Below are 19,551 nucleotides of genomic sequence, written 5' to 3'. Positions count from 1 at the left end.
ATTGGAGAACAGCCATGCGCGCCCAGCCAACGGCATCGCACTATGTCAACGGCCGCTACCTGGACGACGAGCGCGGTGCGCCGTTGCCGGTCATCTATCCGGCCACCGGCGAGACGATCGCGACATTGCATTCGGCGACGCCCAACGTGCTGGAGCTGGCGATCGAGGCCGCGCGGGCGGCACAGCCCGCCTGGGCACGTTTGAAGCCTGTCGAGCGCGGACGCATCCTGCGCCGCGCCGCCGACATTCTGCGCGCACGCAATGCCGATCTCGCCCGCATCGAGACTTTAGATACCGGCAAGGCGATCCAGGAGACGTTGGTGGCGGACGCGCCGTCGGCGGCCGACTGCCTGGAATATTTCGGCGGCGCGGTCGCCGCCTTCAATGGCGAGGCCATCGATCTCGGTGGACCCTTCGCCTACACCAGGCGCGAGGCGCTCGGCGTCTGCGTCGGCATCGGCGCCTGGAACTACCCGATCCAGATCGCCGGCTGGAAGTCTGCGCCGGCGCTCGCCATGGGTAACGCCATGGTGTTCAAGCCGTCGGAGAACACACCGCTGTCGGCGCTGGCACTGGCCGAGATCTACACCGAGGCCGGCCTGCCCGACGGGTTGTTCAACGTCGTGCAGGGCTATGGCGATGTCGGCGCCGGCCTCGTTGGCCATGATGTCGTCGCCAAGGTCTCGGTGACCGGCTCCGTGCCGACCGGCCGCAAGGTGCTGTCGCTCGCCGGCTCGAAGATGAAGCATGCCACGATGGAGCTCGGCGGCAAGTCGCCATTGATCGTCTTCGACGACGCCGATCTCGAAAGTGCCATCGGCGGCGCCATGCTCGGCAATTTCTACTCGACCGGTCAGATCTGCTCTAACGGCACGCGCGTCTTCGTGCAGAAGGGCATCCACGACCGCTTCGTCGAAAGGCTGGTCGAGCGGACCAAGAAGATCCGCATCGGCGACCCGCTCGACCCCGAGACGCAGATGGGACCGCTGGTCAACAAAGCGCAACACGAAAAGGTCGTCGGCTATATCGAGATCGGCAAGCAGGATGGCGCAACGCTTGCCTGCGGCGGCAATGTACCGTCGCTGCAGGGTTTCCAGGGCGGCTTCTTCGTCGAGCCGACAGTGTTCACCGGCGTTACCGATACGATGCGCATCGCCCGTGAAGAAATCTTCGGGCCTGTCATGAGCGTGTTGAAGTTCGACAGCGAGGACGAGGTGATCGACCGCGCCAACGACACCGAGTTCGGGCTTGCCGCCGGCGTCTTCACGCGCGACCTGCAGCGCGCCCATCGCGTCATCGCCGAATTACAGGCCGGCACCTGCTGGATCAACGCCTACAATCTGACACCGGTGGAAATCCCCTTCGGCGGCTTCAAGCAGTCAGGTATCGGGCGGGAGAATTCGCTGGCGGCGCTTGCGCATTACTCGCAGCTGAAGGCGATTTATGTCGAGACTGGGGATGTGGCGAGCCCATATTGAGGTTGGCGATTGGCGAAAGCCGACATGAGAGCCGATCTCCCCCTTGCGAGGGATGTCGGCAGCTTCAACCTCTCAGCTACCCTTCTCCGCCGTCCCATCCAGATACTGCGTCAGCGCGCAAACCAGATGATAAAAAATACTGGCCGGCACGTCTGATGCCAGCGAACGGCCGCGCTCGTCGATGCGGTCGATCCAGAGGCCGAGCGGCGCCGGGTCGATGTGCCAGCGGAACAGACGACCGACGCGGGCTTCGATCTCGGGCTTCAGGTCCGGCCCGCCTGAGCCATCCAGCGCGATCGCCGCCTTGACCGCCTCGGCCTGCGGCCAGCTGCGCGACACAAGGTCAAGCGGCAGGCCCTGCCTGGAGACGGCGCCGTAGGACAGGCCGGTGGCGCGGTTGAGGCCGTTGGCGATCGCCGAGGCATAGAGTTTTCGGGCAAAGCCGCTCAACTCGGTCTGGCCGCTGCGGGCGGCGAAATCGACCAGCAGCGAGGCCCATTCGAAATGATGGCCAGGTTCGGTCCCCTGGCCTTTCTCGCCGGTGGACGGCTTCCATTCCCGGTCGAAATATTCGCCCAGCGTCCAGCTTTCCGGGTCGAAGAAATGGCTGCGGAAGAGGTCGATGATGCGCGCCGCGCGGCGCAGATAGGCGCGCTCGCCGGTCGCCTGATGCCAGGCGAGGAAGGCCTCGAGCAGGTGCATATGCGGGTTGGAGCGCCGCTCGCCCTCGCCGCTCGAGGTTTCCAGGAAGCCGGTCATGCGCTCATCCTCGAGATGGGCATCGAGGAAGGCGAAGGTCTCCTCGCCGAGCAGCAAGGCATCGGGATTGCCCGACATATGGGCGTGCGCCAGTGCCAGCAGAACGCAGGAATGATCGTAGGCGTCCTCGGCGGAATCCGCGACCGAACCGTCGACATTCAGAGTGCGCACCCAGCCGCCGCTGTCGGTGCGGCCCTTGCCGGCCATGAAGTCGATGCCGTGGCTGATCAGCCGGTCGGCCGGGCCGGTCCAGCCGCGCGCCTTGGCGACGGCGAAGGCATAGACCTGCCTGGCCTGCGTACGCATGCGCTTCGGCTTCAGCAGCGGCGCGGCGTCGAAGCCGAGCGCCTCGTGGAAGCCGCCATGGCGCTCGTCGACGCCTGATGTCGACCACAGCGGCAAGGTCTCCTCGAACAGCCAGTGACGAACACGCCGCCGCCAGGCGCCGCTTTCAATGACCCGGTCATGCGCTGGCGTGAAGCGGGTCTCCAGCCGGCCCGACTTTTCCAACTGTTCGACGATCTTCTTGACGTGCTGGCTGTGGCTGACCGGGGCGACGAAGGTGGCGTCGGCGGTCGAGACAATGGCGACGTCCTTCATGCCGATGGCCGACAGGAGCCGACCGTCGCTGCGGATGTAGGAGTTCTCGCAGTCGATGGCGACCACATCGCCGACGATGACATTGCCCTGACTGTCGGAAGGACCGACATCGAGCAGCGACTGCCAGGAGCCAAGGTCGTTCCAGCGAAAGCCGGCCGGCACCATGGCGATGCCCGTCGCCCGCTCCATGATGGCGTAGTCGATCGAGGTCGAGGGAATGGCCGCGTAGAGTTCCAGCGGCATGTAGAGGCCGGAGAGGTCCGATGTCGCCGCCTTGTAGGCCGTTTCTGTCGCCTGCCAGATTTTTGGCTCAAACGCCGCGAACGCATCGCGCATGGCGCCGGCGCGAAAGAGGAAGATGCCGGTGTTCCAATAAAAATTTCCGGCCTCGAGATAACTCTGCGCGGTCGCGAGATCGGGCTTTTCGACGAAGCGCGACACGTCGAAGATGCCGGCCTTGTCGCGCGATACCTCGATATAGCCGTAGCCGGTCTCGGGCTGGGTGGGCTTGATGCCGAACACCACCAGCCGGCCATCGCTGGCCGCCGCGGCACCCGCTTCGATGCTCTCCCAGAATTGCCGCGTGGTGGAAATCTCATGGTCGGACGGCACCACCAGCACCAGGCTGTCGCCGAATTCCGACAGCGTGCGCAACGTAGCCAGCGCGACAGCGGCGGCGGTGTTGCGGCCGGTCGGTTCGAACAGCGGGCCGCCGCCGGCGAGATCGAGGCCGGCGAGATCGGCATGAACACGCTCGGCGTGACGCTCGGCGGCGATCAGGAAGATCGGCGTCTCGCCATCTGGCCTTGCCGTCAGGCGGCGCAAGGTCTTGGCCAGCATCGAGCCATGACCGGAAAGGTCATGGAACTGCTTCGGATTGTCCTCGCGCGACAGCGGCCAGAGCCGCGACCCGACGCCGCCGCTCATGACAAAACTGACGATCCGCTCGCTCATTCAGGTCTCGCGCTCAAGGTTGTGGCCGACTGCTTACTACACATGCCTTTAAGCTGTGTTTAGCCGATTGGAAATGCGCTCGGCCGCCAGCTCGATGAAAGCCTTGACCAGCGGCGAAAGGTGGCGGCTGCTCGGATAAAGGACATGCAGCCCGCCGGCCGGCGTCGTGTAATCTTTGAGAACACGCTTCATGCGCCCTTCGCTGATGAGCGCCTCGGCCATGCCGTGCGGCAATTGGGCGATACCGAAGCCCGCAAGCGTGGCCGCAACGACTGCCTGCATCTCGTTGGCGGCGAAGCGCCCGTCTACGGCGACCGTCACCTGACCGTCCGGCCCCTCCAGCACCCAATGAGCGCCGGTAGCCGAGGCACCCGCGATGACACAGTCGTGGCCGACGAGATCCGTGGGTGCTTCCGGCACTCCGCGACGCGCGAGATAGTCCGGGCTGGCGCAGAGCAGCCTGTGGGTCGAGCCGAGCTTGCGGGCGATCAGCGTCGAATCCTGCAGGACGCCAGTGCGGAAAGCGAGGTCGATCCCGTCCTCGACCAGATTGAGCCTGTCGTCGGTCAAGCGGAGCTCGACCTTGGCCTTTGGATACATCGCCAGAAACTCAACTACGGCGCCGGTGAGGAAATATCCCCCGAAGCCGACGGGTGCTGAAATGCGGATCGTGCCGTAAGGTTCGGCCCTTGCTTCCGCGAGGCGCAGATTTGCTTCCTCGAGCGTCCGCAACGCCTGGCTGCTCTGCTCATAGTAGAGGCGCCCGGCGTCCGTCAGATTGAGGCTGCGTGTCGTGCGCTGCAGAAGACGGACCCCGACCTCGCGCTCGAGCGCGGCTATGCGCCGGCTGACCGTCGTCTTGGGCATGGCGAGCAGGCGCGCGGCAGCGGTGAAGCTGCCGGCTTCGACGACGCGAGCGAACACGACGATATCGTTGAGATCGAGCATTGTATCCGAATGTGGGACAAAGTTTTTCAATTATAGGCAGTTATGCATCAATATGGCAGTCCCTAAATTTGCTCCACCGCAACGAAGGAGCAGACTCAATGACCAGCAAACGAAGCATTTTGGTGACCGGCGCCACCGGCCAGCAAGGCGGCGCGGTTGCGCGCGCCCTGCTGTCGAAAGGACATCGCGTCAAGGCACTGACACGCAGGCCGGACAGCGATGCCGCAAGGCAGCTGGCGTTGGCGGGCGCCGACGTCGTGGGCGGCGATCTCGCCGACACAGCCTCCGTCGTGAGAGCCGCAAGCGGCGTCGACACCATGTTCCTGATGGGCAACAGCTATGAGGCCGGCATGGAGGAGGAGACGCGCCAGGGGATTCTTGCCGCCGATGCGGCGAAGACTGCCGGCGTCGGGCATCTGATCTATTCGTCGGTTGCCGACGCGGACAAGCAAACCGGCATCCCGCATTTCGACAGCAAGTATCTCGTTGAGAAGCATATCGTCGGGCTCGGCGTCCCCTACACGATCAGCGCGCCGGTCGCCTTCATGGAGAATGTCGTCGCGCCATGGTCGATCGGCGCGCTCAGCCAGGGCACGCATGCCTTTGCGATGCCCCCGAAGCGCGTCCTCCAGTTGGTCACCCTGATGGATATCGGCGCTTTCGTTGCCGCTCTGGTCGAGCAGCGCGAACAGGTGTTCGGCAAGCGCTTTGATTTTGCCGGGGACGAGTTGTCCGGCGAGGAACAGGCGAAGATCCTGACGCAAGCCATCGGCCGCCCAATCCACTACCAGGAAATCCCGATCGCCGTGGCCCGCGAGCAGAGCGAGGATGCGGCACTCATGTTCGAATGGTTCGACCGTATCGGTTACGACGTCGATATCGCCGCCCTGCACAAGGAATTCCCGGAGGTCCGCTGGCACAGTTTTGCCGACTGGGCGCGCGCATTCGACTGGAGCGCACTCAAGCGGGCATCTTCCTCCGCCTGACTGCTCTTCGCCTGAACCCAAAGCCGAGGCCTGAACCTAAATGGTCTGATTGTAGGCGCCAACCTCGGCGCTGCGGCGCAGCACGGCGTCGACGGCTTCGAACATCTGCCGGCGCCGCTCCGACGATACCGGGCTCTCCACCACGACGACCAGCTCCGGTTTGTTGGAGGAGGCCCGCACCAGACCCCAGGTGCCGTCCTCGGCAACGACGCGCACCCCGTTTACCGTGACGAGTGCGGCGATTTTCTGGCCGGCGAAGATAGCGCCGTCGCGCTGCATTGCCTGAAAGTCGGAAACCACCCGCTCGACCACGCCATACTTCACATCGTCCGCACAGTGCGGCGACATGGTGGGCGTGCCATAGGTAAGCGGCAGCGCGCGGTAGAGATCGGCCATCGAACTGTCCGGGCTGCGATCGAGCATCTGACAGATGGCGATAGCGGTGATCAGCCCATCGTCATAGCCGCGGCCGATCGGCGGGTTGAAGAAGAAATGGCCGGACTTTTCGAAGCCGGCGACGGCGCCGAGTTCGGCGACGCGGCGCTTGATGTAGGAATGGCCGGTCTTCCAGTAGTCGGTGACGGCACCGTTGGCGCTGAGCACGCTGTCGGTGTTGAACAGGCCGGTCGACTTGACGTCGACGACGAAGGTCGTGCCGGGATAGATCCGCGAAATATCTCGCGCGAGCATCACGCCGACCTTGTCGGCGAAGATCTCGTTGCCTTCATTGTCGACGACGCCGCAGCGGTCGCCATCGCCGTCGAAACCGAGGCCGACATCGGCCCCTGTCTCCAAAACCTTGTCCCTGATGGCATGCAGCATCTGCATGTCCTCCGGGTTCGGATTGTAGCGCGGGAAGGTATGATCGAGCTCGACGTCGAGCGGGATGACCTCGCAGCCGATGCGCGCCAGCGCCTCCGGTGCGAAGGCGCCGGCGGTGCCGTTGCCGCAGGCGCAGACCACCTTCAGCTTGCGCGCTATGCGCTTGTCTCCGACCAGGTCGTCGAGATAGGTCGCGCGAAAACCGGAGACGAATTCGTAGGAACCGCCGCCGGCAAGGTCGAAATCGCCTGCCAGCACGATTGTCTTCAGCGCGCCCATCTCCTCGGGGCCAAAGGTCAGCGGCCGCGTCGCACCCATCTTGACGCCGGTCCAGCCGTTTTCGTTGTGCGAGGCGGTGACCATGGCGACGGAGGGCGTATCCAGCGCAAACTGGGCGAAATAGGCCATCGGCGACAGCGCCAGCCCGATATCCTTCACCCTGGCGCCGGCGGCCATCAGGCCGGACACCAGTGCCAGCTTGATGCCAAGCGAATAGGAGCGGAAATCATGCCCGGCGACGATGTCGGGCCCGGCGCCGAGACGACGGATCAGCGTGCCCAGCCCCATGCCGAGCGCCTGGACGCCGATCAGGTTGAGCTCCGGCTGCACCGTCGAGCCCGGATGGCCGAACCACCAGCGCGCGTCGTATTCGCGAAAGCCGGACGCCTTGATCAGCGCGTCGGTTTCGAATTCGAAGCTGTTGGGCCGGGCATCGCCAACGATTTTTAGGGGCAAGACAGCAGAACTCCAGGCGGCAGAAAATACGATCTATCGAGGCAGCGGCTTAGCACGCAAGCCTTTAGACCGTGTTTATCCCGGGGGAAAATCCGAGCATTCCGGCCATGCCGGACGAAAGCGGACGAAATGCGACAGAAGCGCTGCCATTGCCGCTTGCAGGAACGAAGTACGGCGGCTATAAGCCCGCGGTCTGGTCACGGAGTGTAGCGCAGCCTGGTAGCGCACCTCGTTCGGGACGAGGGGGTCGCAGGTTCAAATCCTGCCACTCCGACCAGAAAAAACAAGCACTTGGGTGTTTGTTCCTCCCGCCGCCCCCACATCAATCGAGCAGCTCCAAATGCGTGCCGGATCGTGGCCAGTCGCGATGATGCTCGACAGCAAGCCCTCACTTTGACCTAATGGCGCCCTGCCCTAGTTGCACGGGTATGATGGAGTCAGGAATGGCGAGACCGGACAAGACATGAAGCTGACGTCGACGGCCGCCTTGCCATTCACCCTGGCCGCTATGCTCCTTCTTGCAGCAGGCTGTTCGTCGACGGGCAGATCGCTCGACCCGGCGAAATACGACAAGATGACGTGCACCGAGCTCAACAGCGCGCTCGGCGACACGGCCAGCGACATTTCGCAAACCGCTATCACCCACGGCAAGGTTGCCAATACCAGCGTCCCACGCTGGCTGCTCGGCGGCTCGACCGTCAAGACAGCGGTCGCCAACCGCGAGACGGCCAGAATCGAACGGCTCCAGCAGCAACAACTAGCCATCGTCGCGGCAAGGAAGCGCCAGTGCCCTTCTTCGCAATGAGTGGCAAGCCGTCGGACGACTGTCGCCTCAGGCGCTCAACCGAAACCGCGTGACATCGATCGCCGCGTTCATCAGCGTTTGCGTGTAGGCGGCTTGCGGATTGCTGAAGATTGCCTCTGTCGGCCCTTCCTCGACGATCTTGCCCTGCTTCATGACGATGATGTAGTCGGCCATGGCGCGCACGACGGCGAGGTCGTGGCTGATGAACAGATAGGACAATCCGTGGTCGGCCTGCAGCTTGCGCAGCAATTCGACGATCTGCTTCTGCACGGAGCGGTCGAGGGCCGAGGTCGGCTCGTCCAGCACCACCAGCTTCGGCTTCAGGATCATGGCCCGCGCGATGGCGATGCGCTGGCGCTGGCCGCCGGAGAATTCATGCGGATAGCGGTTGCGCGAATTGGGATCGAGCCCGACCTCAAGCAAGGCCTCGACGGCACGCTGGTCACGCTGCTTGCCCGAAAGGTTCGGCTCATGCACCAGGAGCCCTTCGGTGATGACCTGGCCGACGGTCATGCGCGGTGACAGCGAGCCGAACGGATCCTGGAAGACGAGTTGCATTTCGCGCCTGAGCGGCCGCATCGCCTGCCGGCCGGCACCGGAAATGTCGCGATCGCCGAAGCGGATCAGGCCGTCGCTGGGCAGCAGCCTGAGCAAAGCGCGGCCGAGCGTCGACTTGCCCGAGCCGGATTCGCCGACGATGCCGATCGTCTGGTTGCGCTGCAGCCGGATTGAGATGCGGTCGACGGCGCGCAGCATCAGCGGCTCGCCGGAAAGAAAGCCGCCGCCGATCCTGAACACCACTTCGACATTCCTGCCTTCGAGCAGCACCGGCGCGTTGACCGGCGGCGGCGCCTTGGAACCGGTCGGCTCGGCGGCAAGCAGCATCTTGGTGTAGGCGTGCTGCGGGCTGGCGAAGAGCGCTTCGGCGTCGCCCTCCTCGACCACTTCGCCCTGGCGCATGACGTAGACGCGGTCGGCGAAGCGCCTGACGATGCCGAGATCGTGGGTGATGAAGACAATGGCCATGCCGAGCTTGCGCTGCAGTTCGGCGAGCAGCATCAGGATCTGCGCCTGGATGGTCACGTCAAGCGCCGTCGTCGGTTCGTCGGCGATCAGTATGTCGGGATCGTTGGCCAAAGCCATGGCGATCATGACGCGCTGACGCTGGCCGCCCGACATTTCGTGCGGATAGGATTTCATCCGCCGCTCGGGATCGGGAATATGCACCAGCCGCAGCAGCTTGAGGGCCTCCTCGCGTGCTTCGGTCGCATTCAGCCCGCGATGCCTGCGGATAGGCTCCATCAGCTGGTTGCCGATCGAATAGAGCGGATCGAGCGAGGTCATCGGCTCCTGGAAGATCATGCTGATCTTGCGGCCGCGGACCTTGTTTAGCTCGGACTTGCTCAGCGTCAGAAGGTTGCGGCCACGGTAGTCGACACTGCCGGTGGCTTCGCCGTTGGAGGCCAGCAGGCTCATCGCCGCCATCATCGTCTGGCTCTTGCCGGAACCGGATTCGCCGACCACGGCAACGGTTTCGCCTGCCTTGACGTGGATGTTGATGCCCTTGACGGCTTCGACTGCGCCGTCGAGCGTGCGGAAGCGGACACGAAGGTCCTTGACGCTGAGGATCGTTTCGGGAATTCCCATATCAACGGTTGCCATCTTTATCGATCTCTCGGGTCGAGCGCGTCGCGCAGGCCGTCGCCGACGAAATTCAGCGCGAACAGCGTCGAGACGAGGAAGAAGGCGGGGAACAGGAGCAGCCAGTTGGCGGTGCCGATGTTCTTGGCGCCGACCGATATCAGCACGCCCCAGCTGGTCATCGGCTCCTGCACGCCAAGGCCGAGGAAGGACAGGAAGCTTTCAAGGATGATGACCTGCGGCACCAGCAGCGTCATGTAGATCACCACCGGTCCGAGCAAATTGGGGATGACATGGCGGATCAGGATGCCGCGCTGGCCGACGCCCATGGCCTCGGCCGCCTGAACATATTCCTGGCGCCGGATCGACAGCGCCTGGCCGCGCACGATGCGCGCCATGTCGAGCCATAGCACCGCACCCACCGCCAGGAACATCAGCACGAAGTTGCGGCCGAAGAACACCACCAGCATGATGACGAAAAAGATGAAGGGCAAGGAATAGAGCACATCGACGATGCGCATCATCACCTCGTCGATCTTGCCACCGGAAAAGCCGGCCGCCGCCCCGTAGAGGACGCCGATGACCACGGCGACAACGCCGGCAAGCAGGCCGATGGCGAGCGATATGCGGCCTGCCATCAGCGTGCGGGACAACAGATCGCGGCCGGTATTGTCGGTTCCGAACAGGAAATATTGCTGCTTGACCGAGGTACTCATCGTCACTTCGAGCCCGTCAGGCGACTTGCTCTCTATCTTGGTGTCGTCGAAGGCATCGGAGCGGTCGAGATAGCGGATGTTGCGCTCGTCGATCGGCTTGGTCGAGGTGACGGTTACGGTGACGCGATCGCCCTTCTGCTTCCACTCCTTGATGTCGACGCGCATGCGCTTGATCGCATCCTTGAGCGCAGTCTCGATCATGTCGGCCTTCGGATAGGCTGAAAAACTTGGCGGCGTGCGCACGTAGTCGGCGTAGATGGTGGTGTATTGATGCGGCACGAACCAGGGGCCGAACACGCTGATGACGCCAATGAAGGCGAGATAATAGAGGCTGAACATGGCGGCGCGGTTGGCCTTGAGCCGCGCCCAGGCATCGCCCCAGAGTGAGCGGCCGACGACGGCCGGAGGAGCGGCGGTGGCTGCGATGTCAGTCATAGCGCACCCTCGGGTCGACGACCGCGTACATGACGTCGACGATCAGGTTGAAGACGATGGTGAAGAGCGCAATCACCACCACGGTCCCCATCACCAGCGTGTAGTCGCGGTTGAGCGCGGCATCGACGAAATAGCGGCCGACACCGGGAATGGAGAAAATGGTCTCGACGATGACCGAACCGGTGAGCAGCGCCGCGGCCGCCGGACCGGTGAAGGAAACGATCGGCAGGATGGCGCCGCGCAGCGCGTGCTTGACCACCACCGACCAGTCGGAGAGGCCGAGCGCACGCGCCGTTCGGATATGATGCGAACGCAAGCTCTCAATCATCGAACCGCGCATCAGGCGGGCAACGATGGCGATCTGCGGCAAAGCCAGCGTCAGCACCGGGCCGACCTTGTTGATGAAGGCGCCATCACCCCAGCCGCCGATCGGCAACAGCTTCCAGGTCAATCCGAACACCAGCTGAATCACAGGAGCGATGACGAAGGTAGGGATGGTGCTGCCGGCGGTCGCCAGCGCGATCACCGTATAGTCGCCAAGCTTGTTCTGGTTGAGCGCGGCAACGGTGCCGAGCACCGAACCCAGCAGAAGCGCCAGGATCAGCGCGGAGGTGCCAAGCTGGACTGAAATCGGCAAGCCTTTGGCGAAGAGTTCGGTGACGGTGAAGTCAGGCAAATTGTAGCTCGGCCCGAAATTGCCGCGCAAAAGATTGCCGAGATAATGGGCATATTGCAGCCAGAGCGGATCGTCGAGGCCGAACTGAGCTTCCAGATTGGCCCTGATCTCGGGGCTCAAGCCCCGCTCCTGATTGAATGGGCCGCCTGGTGCGACGCGTATCAGGAAGAACGCCATGGTCACGATGACGAATAGCGTCGGTATGGCGGTCAGAAGCCGCCGGAGAATATATCGCAGCATCGGCGCCCCGCTTCGGCCAGAGCGACATTACGTCAATGCGGACGCATTGCCATGCTCCGGCGCCAAATCTTCGCACCGGGCTTGCCGAAAATCGAGCACGACTTTCGGACCGATGCGATGACCGACCAGCCCGCCGCGCCCAGATGAGGCGCGGCGGGCTGGTCAAGGATGATTCAGTCCTTGGAGACGAAGCGGGACGGATGGATGTCCATCACATTGTCATCGAAGCCATGCAGCTTCGAGGAAACGATATCGTGGAAGCTGTAGTAGAGAAGCGGAATGTTGCCGACGTCATCGACAAGGATGCGCTCGGCCTCAGTGAGGTCCTTCATGCGCTCTTCTGGCTTGCCGCCGGCAGCCGCGGCCTTGTCCATGGCCGCTTCATATGCCGGGCTGACATAGTTCGAATAGTTGTTGCCGCTGGCCTTGCGTGTGATGCCGAGGAAGGTCTCGGGATCCTTGTAGTCGGCGATCCAGGCGGCACGCGCCACGTCGTAGTTGCCCTTCTGCTCAAGGAAGGAGTAGTGGGTCTTGGTGTCGGTGTTGAGCAGCGTGACCTCGACGCCAAGCGGCTTCAGCTGTTCCTGGATGGCAACCGCGGTGTTCTTGTGGTTTTCCGAGGTGTTGTAGCGGATCTCCATCTTCAGCGGATGCTCGGGCGTATAGCCGAGTTTCTCGAGAATCTTCTTGGCAGCGTCCTCGCGGTCGATCTGCGGCATGTCGGCGTATTTGGCCATTGCCGGGGTGTAGCCCGCGATGCCCGGAGGCACCATCGAGTAGCCGGGCAGCATCGAGTTCTGCCAGACTTTCTCCGCGAGGAAGTCGCGGTCGATCGCCATCGAGATGGCGGTGCGCAGCTCTGGGTTGTCCCACGGCGCTTTGTCGGTCTTGATCGCATAGTAGTAGGTTCCGAGATACGGTCCGACGCGGACCTGATCGCCGAACTTGGTCTTGAGGTCAGCGAGCTGTTCGGTCGGCAGGTCGCCGTAGCTGTCGAGTTCGCCTGCCTCGAAGCGCTTCATCGCCGATGAGCGGTCTTCGGTCGGGATATAGTTGACGACGTCCATCTTGACGCTCGCGGCGTCCCAGAATTTCGGATTCTTGACCAGCTTCATGTGGTCATTGGGAATCCACTCGGCCAGCGTATAGGCGCCGTTCGAAACCAGATTGCCCGCCTTGATCCAGTCGGCGCCGAGCTTTTCGATTGAGGCCTTGTTGACCGGATAGGTGGCCTGGTGGGTCAGCATCTCCAAGAAGTATGGTGTCGGTGCCTTCAGCGTCACTTCCAGGGTGTTGGCGTCAATCGCCTTGACGCCCATATCCTCGGGCTTGCCTTTCTTGGTGTTGACTTCCTCGGCGTTCTTCACCGGATAGAGCATGGAAGCGTATTCGGCGGCGGTCGCCGGATCCTCCAGCCGACGGAAGGAGTAGACGAAGTCGTCCGCCGTCACCGGGCTGCCATCCGACCATAAGCCGTCCTTGCGCAGCTTGAAGGTGTAGACGGTGCCGTCATCCGATACCGTCCAGCTTTCGGCGGCGCCCGGAATGAGGTTCGTCTTCTGATCGTGCATGACCAGTCCCTGGAACAGGTCGCGTATGATATCGGCTTCGTAGACGGTCGAGGTCTTGTGCGGATCGACCGTCTCCGCTTCGGCGGCGCTGCCTCTGTTATAGACGGTCTCGGCGAAAGCCGGCGTGTAGAACGTTCCGGCCGTCAAAGCCATCGTCGTAGCGAACACTGTCGCCTTCAGCATATTTTTCAGCATGACGTTTCTCCCTGTCGGCACTGCCGTCGGCGCGCCTTTACGTGTTGACGCCCCGGAACCGATATCTGGCCCCTTTTGAGCGCGCTGCCGGTTCCCTGTCCGGCGGCTGGTGGCAGGAGACTAGACAGACGGAAATGCGATTTCAACCGAGTCTTGCTTGACGCTAAGTGAGCAACCTTCCGCTAAAACAGCGACGTCTAAAGTCTAACGCCCTTCAACTTGGCACACCCAACGGTTGCTCGGCCTGTTTTCTGTTTTTGCAGTCGGGATTTGGCATGCTCGGCACTATGCCGCCGAGCCCCAAAAGCCGCAGTTCATGACCTCGCTTCCGGACAGACGCCGCGGGAACTTCGTCCGCTTCTGCTCGGCATGGTTGCACGCTGGGCCTTGGCCTCGACAACCGCGCCAGTCGACGACCTGGTCTACAATGTGCTTGCCGCGCTCGTCGTGTATGTCGGCGAGGCCGATATCCGTGTTACCGGCGCGACCTGCGGGCGCTCCGTGCTTGTTCAATAGGATGCTTCAGCCTGCCCGCCCGAGAAACCAGCCGAGCGGCGCCAGCGACAGACCCTCTTCTTGCGCAACAGCAGCAGCGCCACCCGGATCGATCGCCTCGACGCTGGCCAATTCCGGCGGCAACGCCCAGCTTGCCGGCTCGTCGGCGAAGTTGAAGACGCAGAGCAGCGTCTCGCCGCCGCCTTCACGGATAAAGGCAAGAACATCGCCTTCGGCATCGAGGAAGCGGATCGAGCCGGTGACCAGCGCCGGATGCCGCTTGCGCAAGCCGAGCATCGCCCGGTAGGCGGCAAGCACCGACGCCTGCTCACCGTTCTGGATGTCAACGGCGCAGGCGCGATAACCGACCGGCACGGGAAGCCACGGCTTGCCCGAGGTGAAGCCGGCATTGTCGGCGCCCGCTTCCCAGGCCATCGGCGTGCGGCAGCCGTCCCTGCCCTTGATGCCCGGCCAGAAGCGGATGCCGAACGGATCGCGCAAATCCTCGAAGGCGAGTTCCGCCTCCTCCAGCCCGAGTTCCTCGCCCTGGTAGAGGCAGATCGATCCGCGCAGGCAGGAGAGCAGCGCGATGGAGAATTTCGCTACCACTTCGGGGTCGCCGCCCGGGCGCGTCCAGCGGCTGACATGGCGCACCACGTCATGGTTGGAAAAGGCCCAGCAGACCCAGCCGTCGGCGACCGCGGTCTCGAACGCCTCGACGCAGCCGCGAATGTGCGCGGCCGAGAATTGCGGGCCGAGCAGGTCGAAAGTGTAGCACATCTGCAGCTTGTCGCCGCCGGAGGTATAGGCGGCGAGCGTCTGCAGCGAGCGGTCTTCGTCGCCGACCTCGCCGACCGCGGCGCGGCCGCCATGTTCGTCGAGCAGCGCCCGAAAGCGCCCGAGGAAAGTCAGATTTTCCGGCTGCGTCTTGTCGAACAGATGCATTTGAAAGGCATAGGTGGTGGTGGCCTCGTTGGTGCCGGCGACGCTTGCCGCCAGAGGCGGGTTGTCGCGCAGCCATTGGTCATGAAAATAGTAGTTGACCGTGTCCAGCCGGAAGCCGTCGACGCCGCGCTCCAGCCAGAACCGCACCGTTTCCAGCAGCGCGTCCTGAACCTCGGGATTGTGGAAATTCAGGTCCGGCTGCGAGGCCAGGAAATTGTGCATGTAGTACTGCCGCCGCGTGGCATCCCATTCCCAGGCCGGGCCGCCGAAGAGCGACAGCCAGTTGTTGGGCGCGCTGCCATCGGGCCTTGCGTCGGCCCAGACATACCAATCGGCCTTGGGATTGTCGCGGCTGGCGCGGCTTTCGACGAACCATTCATGCTTGTCGGAGGAATGCGACAGGACCTGATCGATGATGATCTTAAGCCCGAGCCGGTGCGCTTCGGCGATCAGCGCGTCGAAATCCTCGAGGCTGCCGAACATCGGATCGACGTCCTGATAGTCGGATACGTCATAGCCCATGTCGGCCATCGGCGACTTGAAGAAGGGCGACAGCCAGACGGCGTCGACGCCGAGCGAGGCGACATGCTCCAGACGGTTGGTGATGCCACGTAGGTCGCCGCTGCCGTCGCCCGTCGTATCCTGGAAGGAGCGCGGGTAGATCTGGTAGATGACGCAGCCGCGCCACCATTCGGCATTTTGGTCAGCCATTTACGAACCCTTCCTGGCGCTGGCCTTTCCGGCTCGGCGCTCAATCATGAAAATCACCGTCCGCCCCGGCACAGGCCGTGCGATGTCGACGCCGCCGGCCGGGGCTTCGATCGCCGGAACCCAATGAAATCCCTCACGCCCGGGTAGCGTGAATATCGATTGGCGACGGTCGCCATTGACGATGACGGCAAAGCGGCCATCGCTAGCGCCGGCGCCGCCAAGCAGCATGACCAGGCGATGCCGCCGCAGATCGTGCCAGTCCGCCTCGCGAAGCGGCGCTCCCGTCTCGGTCAGCCAGGCGACGTCGGGAAAGTCCGAACCCGCCGGCGGCTCTCCGGTCAGAAAATCTGTGCCGGAAAGCACTGGTGCGGCGCGGCGTATTGCGGCGAGCACGAATGCGTGGGCTTCCAGCTTCAGGTCGCGCCCGGCCCAGTCGAGCCAGGTGATCGCATTGTCCTGGGCATAGGCGTTGTTGTTGCCCTTTTGCGTGCGGCCGAATTCGTCGCCCGCCGTCAGCATGATCGTGCCGCGCGAGGCAAACAGCGTGGCGAGCAGCGCGCAGCGGTCGTGAAAACGGTCTTCGGCAATCCCAGTATCCGAGGTCTCGCCTTCGACACCGTTGTTCCACGACAGGTTCTCGTTGTGGCCGTCGCGGTTCTGCTCGCCATTGGCCGCGTTGTGCTTGCGCTCGTAAGCGACGAGGTCGGCCAGCGTCATGCCGTCATGCGCGGCGATGAAGTTGACAGTGCGGTTCACCGACTGATCTGCCTTGGCGAACACATCGGACGAGCCGGCGAGCCTTGTCGCCAGCGCGCCGACCATGCCGACGTCGCCGCGCCAGAAGCGCCTGACATCGTCGCGGTATCTGTCGTTCCACTCGAGGAAGGGCGCTGGAAAATTGCCGAGCTGATAGCCGTCCAGGCCGATGTCCCAGGGCTCCGATATGAGAACCCTGTCGGCGAGAACGGGGTCGGCGGCGATGGCCTTGAGCAGTGGCGCGGCCGGGTCGAACACGCCGTCGATGCGGCCGAGAATGGGCGCGAGGTCGAAGCGGAAACCATCGACCCCGGCATGGCGGACGAAATGACGGAGCGTGTCCAGCACCATCTCCGCGACGATCGGGTGATCGCAGGCGACTGTGTTGCCGGTGCCGGTGTCGTTCACCAGCCTGCCGTCCGGTTCGTGCCGGTAGTAGGCGCTGTTGTCGAGGCCGCGCAGCGACAGCGTCGGGCCGATCCGGTCGCTTTCGCCGGTGTGGTTGAAGACGAGGTCGAGGATGGTGCCGATGCCGGCCTTGCGCAGTGCCGAGACCGTGTCGCGCAATTCGGTCAGCCCGCCTGGCGCCAGGCGCGGGTCGAGCGCCATGAAGGTGACGGGATTGTAGCCCCATGCGTTGCTGAGCCCGAGCGGCGGCAAATGCCGCTCGTCGATCGAGGCCGTGACCGGCATCAGTTCGACGGCGCCAACGCCGAGTTTCTTCAGGTGCTCGATAATTGCAGGATGGGCAAGGGCCGCAATCGTCCCGCGCTGTCTCTCGGGGATATCCGGATGCAGCATGGTGAAGGCGCGCACCGGCACTTCGTAGACGAGGCCACCAGGTCGGAACAGGGGCGGCAAGACAGGCAGCGGCTTCGGCAAGGTCTTGGCCACGGCCTTCGGCATCAACGGCGCGGTGTCTGCGCCCTCGTTGCGCCGCGCGGCAAGCCGCCAGTGATGGGCATAAGGCCTGTCGATCTCAACGGCATAGGGGTCGACGAGCAACTTCTCCGGATCGAACCAAGAGCCGCGATCGGGCGCATAATCACCATCGGCGCGAAGGCCGTATCGCGCGCCGGCACCGAGGCCAGCGACGAACAGGGCATGGACGCCCTCGCCTTCCGGCTGGAGCTCGAGCCGGTCGATTTCGCGGTTTCCAGTCTTGTCGAAGATCGAGACCCAAAGGCGCCTCGCCGACGACGACCAGGCGGCAAAACGGATGCCCTCGCGGCTGACGGTTGCGCCGAGCTGGCTCACGCGAGCGCCTCCCCTTCTCCCCTTGTGGGAGAAGGTGGATCGGCGCGCAGCGCCGAGACGGATGAGGGGTGTTGGAAGAAATGAGGCATCAGTGATTTGAACGCCGATTGCGCCAAGCTGGAGCACCCCTCATCCGACCGAGCTTCGCTCGGTCCCCTTCACAAGGGGAGAAGGGGGAGCCCTCTCAACCAACCTCAAGTAATCACGCTCGGCTTGTTGCGGCCGGTGTGGCTCTTGATCCCGGCGATATCGTCTGCAGCCTCGATCAGATCGGCAAGCGCCTCCTGCGTGTCCAGATCGTGCCTCGCCTTGTCGGGCTCGTAGCGCTCGATATAGACGCGCAGCGTCGCGCCCGAGGTGCCGGTGCCGGACAGGCGGAAGACCACGCGCGAGCCGCCTTCGAACAGCACCCGGATGCCCTGGTTCTTGCTGACCGAGCCGTCGACCGGATCGTGGTAGGCGAAATCATCGGCGCTGGCGATTGTCATGCCGCGCACGCTGGTGCCCGGCAGCGAGCCAAGCTTGGCACGCAGCTCGTCGACCAGGGCGTTGGCGCGATCGGTCTCGACCTCTTCATAGTCGTGGCGCGAATAATAGTTGCGGCCGTAGGTTGCCCAGTGCTCGGTGACGATCTGCTTGGCGCTTTCGCCGCGCACCGCCAGGATGTTCAGCCACAACAGCACCGCCCACAGGCCATCCTTCTCGCGGACATGGTTGGAGCCGGTGCCGGCACTTTCCTCGCCGCAGATCGTCGCCATGTCGGCATCGAGCAGATTGCCGAAGAACTTCCAGCCGGTCGGCGTCTCGTAGATGCCGATGCCGAGATTTTCGGCGACGCGGTCGGCCGCACCGCTGGTCGGCATCGAGCGGGCGATGCCTTTGAGGCCTTCCTTGTAGCCCGGCGCCAGATGCGCGTTGGCGGCAAGCATCGCCACCGAATCCGACGGCGTGACGAAGATGCCCTTGCCGATGATCAGGTTGCGGTCGCCGTCACCATCGGAGGCGGCGCCGAAATCCGGCGCGTCCGGTCCCATCATCTCGTCGTAGAGATGCTTGGCATGGACCAGGTTCGGATCGGGGTGATGGCCGCCGAAATCAGGCAATGGCTTGAAGTTGCAGCAGGTGCCGTTGGGAGCGCCAAGCCGCCGTTCGAGGATTTCCTTGGCATAGGGCCCGGTGACCGCATGCATGGCGTCGAAGCGCATGCGGAAGCCGTATTTGAAATTGGCGCGGATGGCGTCGAAATCGAACAGGCTTTCCATCAGCTCGGCATAGTCGGTGACTGGATCGATGATCTCGACGGTCATGCCGTCCGCCTTGACGGTACCGATCTTGTCGATGTCGATCGGCCCGATGTCGGCGATCTTGAAGCTCGCAATCGTCTTGGTCTTTTCGAAGATCAGGTCGGTCAGCTTTTCCGGCGCCGGGCCGCCATTGCCGGCATTGTACTTGATGCCGAAATCCTCATGCGGACCGCCGGGATTGTGGCTGGCCGACAGGATGATGCCGCCGAAGGTCTTGTATTTGCGGATGACGTGCGAAGCGGCCGGCGTCGACAATATGCCGCCCTGCCCGACCATCACCTTGCCGAAACCGTTGGCTGCGGCCATGGCGATGGCCTTCTGGATGACCTCGCGGTTGTAGAAGCGGCCGTCGCCGCCGATCACCAGCGTCTTGCCCTCAAATCCCTCCAGCGCGTCGAAGATCGACTGGATGAAGTTCTCGGCATAATGCTCCTGCTGGAATACCGGCACCTTCTTGCGCAGGCCGGAGGTGCCGGGCTTCTGGTCGAGATAAGGTTTGGTGGCGACGGTTCTGATCATGCC

At 63.6% G+C, this 19,551-nt stretch carries 13 protein-coding genes, 1 tRNA gene and 1 pseudogene; 5 read left to right on the top strand and 10 right to left on the bottom strand.

The window, feature by feature from the left end; all coding sequences use genetic code 11:
- Window positions 1–14: 14 nt before the first annotated feature.
- A complete protein-coding gene (betB, locus tag ACFX5Q_RS09840) occupies window positions 15–1,478 on the top strand; it encodes a betaine-aldehyde dehydrogenase (protein WP_404277287.1) in 1,464 nt (487 codons plus the stop codon).
- A gap of 72 nt (window positions 1,479–1,550) precedes the next feature.
- On the opposite strand, the gene ACFX5Q_RS09835 is transcribed toward betB, so the two are convergent.
- Window positions 1,551–3,791, bottom strand: a complete 2,241-nt coding sequence (locus ACFX5Q_RS09835) for an AGE family epimerase/isomerase (protein ID WP_404277286.1) — start codon at window positions 3,789–3,791, stop codon at window positions 1,551–1,553.
- A gap of 48 nt (window positions 3,792–3,839) precedes the next feature.
- On the bottom strand, window positions 3,840–4,739 hold the full coding sequence (locus tag ACFX5Q_RS09830) for a LysR family transcriptional regulator (protein ID WP_404277284.1): 900 nt from the start codon (window positions 4,737–4,739) through the stop codon (window positions 3,840–3,842).
- Between the two features lie 98 nt (window positions 4,740–4,837).
- On the opposite strand from ACFX5Q_RS09830, the gene ACFX5Q_RS09825 reads away from it, so the two are divergent.
- The gene (locus tag ACFX5Q_RS09825) at window positions 4,838–5,725 is read left to right on the top strand and encodes an NmrA/HSCARG family protein (protein WP_404277283.1); all 888 of its coding nucleotides are present in this window, start codon (window positions 4,838–4,840) and stop codon (window positions 5,723–5,725) included.
- A gap of 36 nt (window positions 5,726–5,761) precedes the next feature.
- Here ACFX5Q_RS09825 and ACFX5Q_RS09820 read toward each other — a convergent pair whose 3' ends face one another.
- On the bottom strand, window positions 5,762–7,282 hold the full coding sequence (locus tag ACFX5Q_RS09820; RefSeq protein WP_404277282.1) for a phosphomannomutase/phosphoglucomutase: 1,521 nt from the start codon (window positions 7,280–7,282) through the stop codon (window positions 5,762–5,764).
- Between the two features lie 200 nt (window positions 7,283–7,482).
- Between ACFX5Q_RS09820 and ACFX5Q_RS09815 the strand changes: the two genes are divergently transcribed.
- Together ACFX5Q_RS09815 and ACFX5Q_RS09810 are read left to right on the top strand one after the other, a co-directional pair.
- Window positions 7,483–7,559, top strand: a tRNA-Pro gene (locus ACFX5Q_RS09815).
- 186 nt (window positions 7,560–7,745) lie between these two features.
- The gene (locus tag ACFX5Q_RS09810) at window positions 7,746–8,087 is read left to right on the top strand and encodes a hypothetical protein (RefSeq protein ID WP_404277281.1); all 342 of its coding nucleotides are present in this window, start codon (window positions 7,746–7,748) and stop codon (window positions 8,085–8,087) included.
- A gap of 27 nt (window positions 8,088–8,114) precedes the next feature.
- On the opposite strand, the gene ACFX5Q_RS09805 is transcribed toward ACFX5Q_RS09810, so the two are convergent.
- The 4 genes from ACFX5Q_RS09805 to ACFX5Q_RS09790 all read right to left on the bottom strand — a co-directional run bounded on the left by ACFX5Q_RS09805 (window position 8,115) and on the right by ACFX5Q_RS09790 (window position 13,561).
- A complete protein-coding gene (locus ACFX5Q_RS09805; protein WP_404277452.1) occupies window positions 8,115–9,734 on the bottom strand; it encodes an ABC transporter ATP-binding protein in 1,620 nt (539 codons plus the stop codon).
- A 17-nt stretch (window positions 9,735–9,751) separates the two neighbouring features.
- Complete coding sequence (locus tag ACFX5Q_RS09800; protein WP_404277280.1) at window positions 9,752–10,879, bottom strand: ABC transporter permease; 1,128 nt, start codon at window positions 10,877–10,879, stop codon at window positions 9,752–9,754.
- Entirely contained in the window at window positions 10,872–11,795 is a 924-nt protein-coding gene (locus ACFX5Q_RS09795; protein WP_192183720.1) for an ABC transporter permease subunit, read from the bottom strand. The genes ACFX5Q_RS09800 and ACFX5Q_RS09795 overlap by 8 nt, the downstream gene beginning before the upstream one ends.
- A gap of 173 nt (window positions 11,796–11,968) precedes the next feature.
- Entirely contained in the window at window positions 11,969–13,561 is a 1,593-nt protein-coding gene (locus ACFX5Q_RS09790) for a peptide ABC transporter substrate-binding protein (protein ID WP_404277279.1), read from the bottom strand.
- 387 nt (window positions 13,562–13,948) lie between these two features.
- Here ACFX5Q_RS09790 and ACFX5Q_RS09785 point away from each other — a divergent pair.
- Window positions 13,949–14,077, top strand: a pseudogene (locus tag ACFX5Q_RS09785) (hypothetical protein); the annotation flags it as partial.
- A gap of 6 nt (window positions 14,078–14,083) precedes the next feature.
- On the opposite strand, the gene ACFX5Q_RS09780 reads toward ACFX5Q_RS09785, so the two are convergent.
- The 3 genes from ACFX5Q_RS09780 to ACFX5Q_RS09770 all read right to left on the bottom strand — a co-directional run bounded on the left by ACFX5Q_RS09780 (window position 14,084) and on the right by ACFX5Q_RS09770 (window position 19,548).
- Window positions 14,084–15,712, bottom strand: coding sequence for an alpha-glucosidase family protein (locus ACFX5Q_RS09780; RefSeq protein WP_404277278.1), 1,629 nt, complete (start codon window positions 15,710–15,712; stop codon window positions 14,084–14,086).
- Window positions 15,713–17,725: a glycogen debranching protein GlgX gene (gene glgX, locus ACFX5Q_RS09775; protein WP_404277277.1), complete on the bottom strand. Its 2,013-nt coding sequence runs from the start codon at window positions 17,723–17,725 to the stop codon at window positions 15,713–15,715.
- Between the two features lie 194 nt (window positions 17,726–17,919).
- Complete coding sequence (locus ACFX5Q_RS09770; protein ID WP_404277276.1) at window positions 17,920–19,548, bottom strand: alpha-D-glucose phosphate-specific phosphoglucomutase; 1,629 nt, start codon at window positions 19,546–19,548, stop codon at window positions 17,920–17,922.
- Window positions 19,549–19,551: the final 3 nt, after the last annotated feature.

Source organism: Mesorhizobium sp. IMUNJ 23033, assembly GCF_044778005.1.
GTDB lineage: Bacteria > Pseudomonadota > Alphaproteobacteria > Rhizobiales > Rhizobiaceae > Mesorhizobium > Mesorhizobium amorphae_A.
Note: the sequence above shows the minus strand (reverse complement) of the source record. Positions and strands in the feature narration are given on the sequence as shown.

Coding starts and splice junctions, on each gene's coding strand:
- ACFX5Q_RS09805 (WP_404277452.1), bottom strand. CDS start 9,734: ATGGGAATTCCCGAAACGATCCTCAGCGTCAAGGACCTTCGTGTCCGC.
- ACFX5Q_RS09800 (WP_404277280.1), bottom strand. CDS start 10,879: ATGACTGACATCGCAGCCACCGCCGCTCCTCCGGCCGTCGTCGGCCGC.
- ACFX5Q_RS09770 (WP_404277276.1), bottom strand. CDS start 19,548: ATGATCAGAACCGTCGCCACCAAACCTTATCTCGACCAGAAGCCCGGC.
- ACFX5Q_RS09795 (WP_192183720.1), bottom strand. CDS start 11,795: ATGCTGCGATATATTCTCCGGCGGCTTCTGACCGCCATACCGACGCTA.
- betB (WP_404277287.1), top strand. CDS start 15: ATGCGCGCCCAGCCAACGGCATCGCACTATGTCAACGGCCGCTACCTG.
- ACFX5Q_RS09825 (WP_404277283.1), top strand. CDS start 4,838: ATGACCAGCAAACGAAGCATTTTGGTGACCGGCGCCACCGGCCAGCAA.
- ACFX5Q_RS09830 (WP_404277284.1), bottom strand. CDS start 4,739: ATGCTCGATCTCAACGATATCGTCGTGTTCGCTCGCGTCGTCGAAGCC.
- ACFX5Q_RS09835 (WP_404277286.1), bottom strand. CDS start 3,791: ATGAGCGAGCGGATCGTCAGTTTTGTCATGAGCGGCGGCGTCGGGTCG.
- ACFX5Q_RS09780 (WP_404277278.1), bottom strand. CDS start 15,712: ATGGCTGACCAAAATGCCGAATGGTGGCGCGGCTGCGTCATCTACCAG.
- ACFX5Q_RS09810 (WP_404277281.1), top strand. CDS start 7,746: ATGAAGCTGACGTCGACGGCCGCCTTGCCATTCACCCTGGCCGCTATG.
- ACFX5Q_RS09790 (WP_404277279.1), bottom strand. CDS start 13,561: ATGCTGAAAAATATGCTGAAGGCGACAGTGTTCGCTACGACGATGGCT.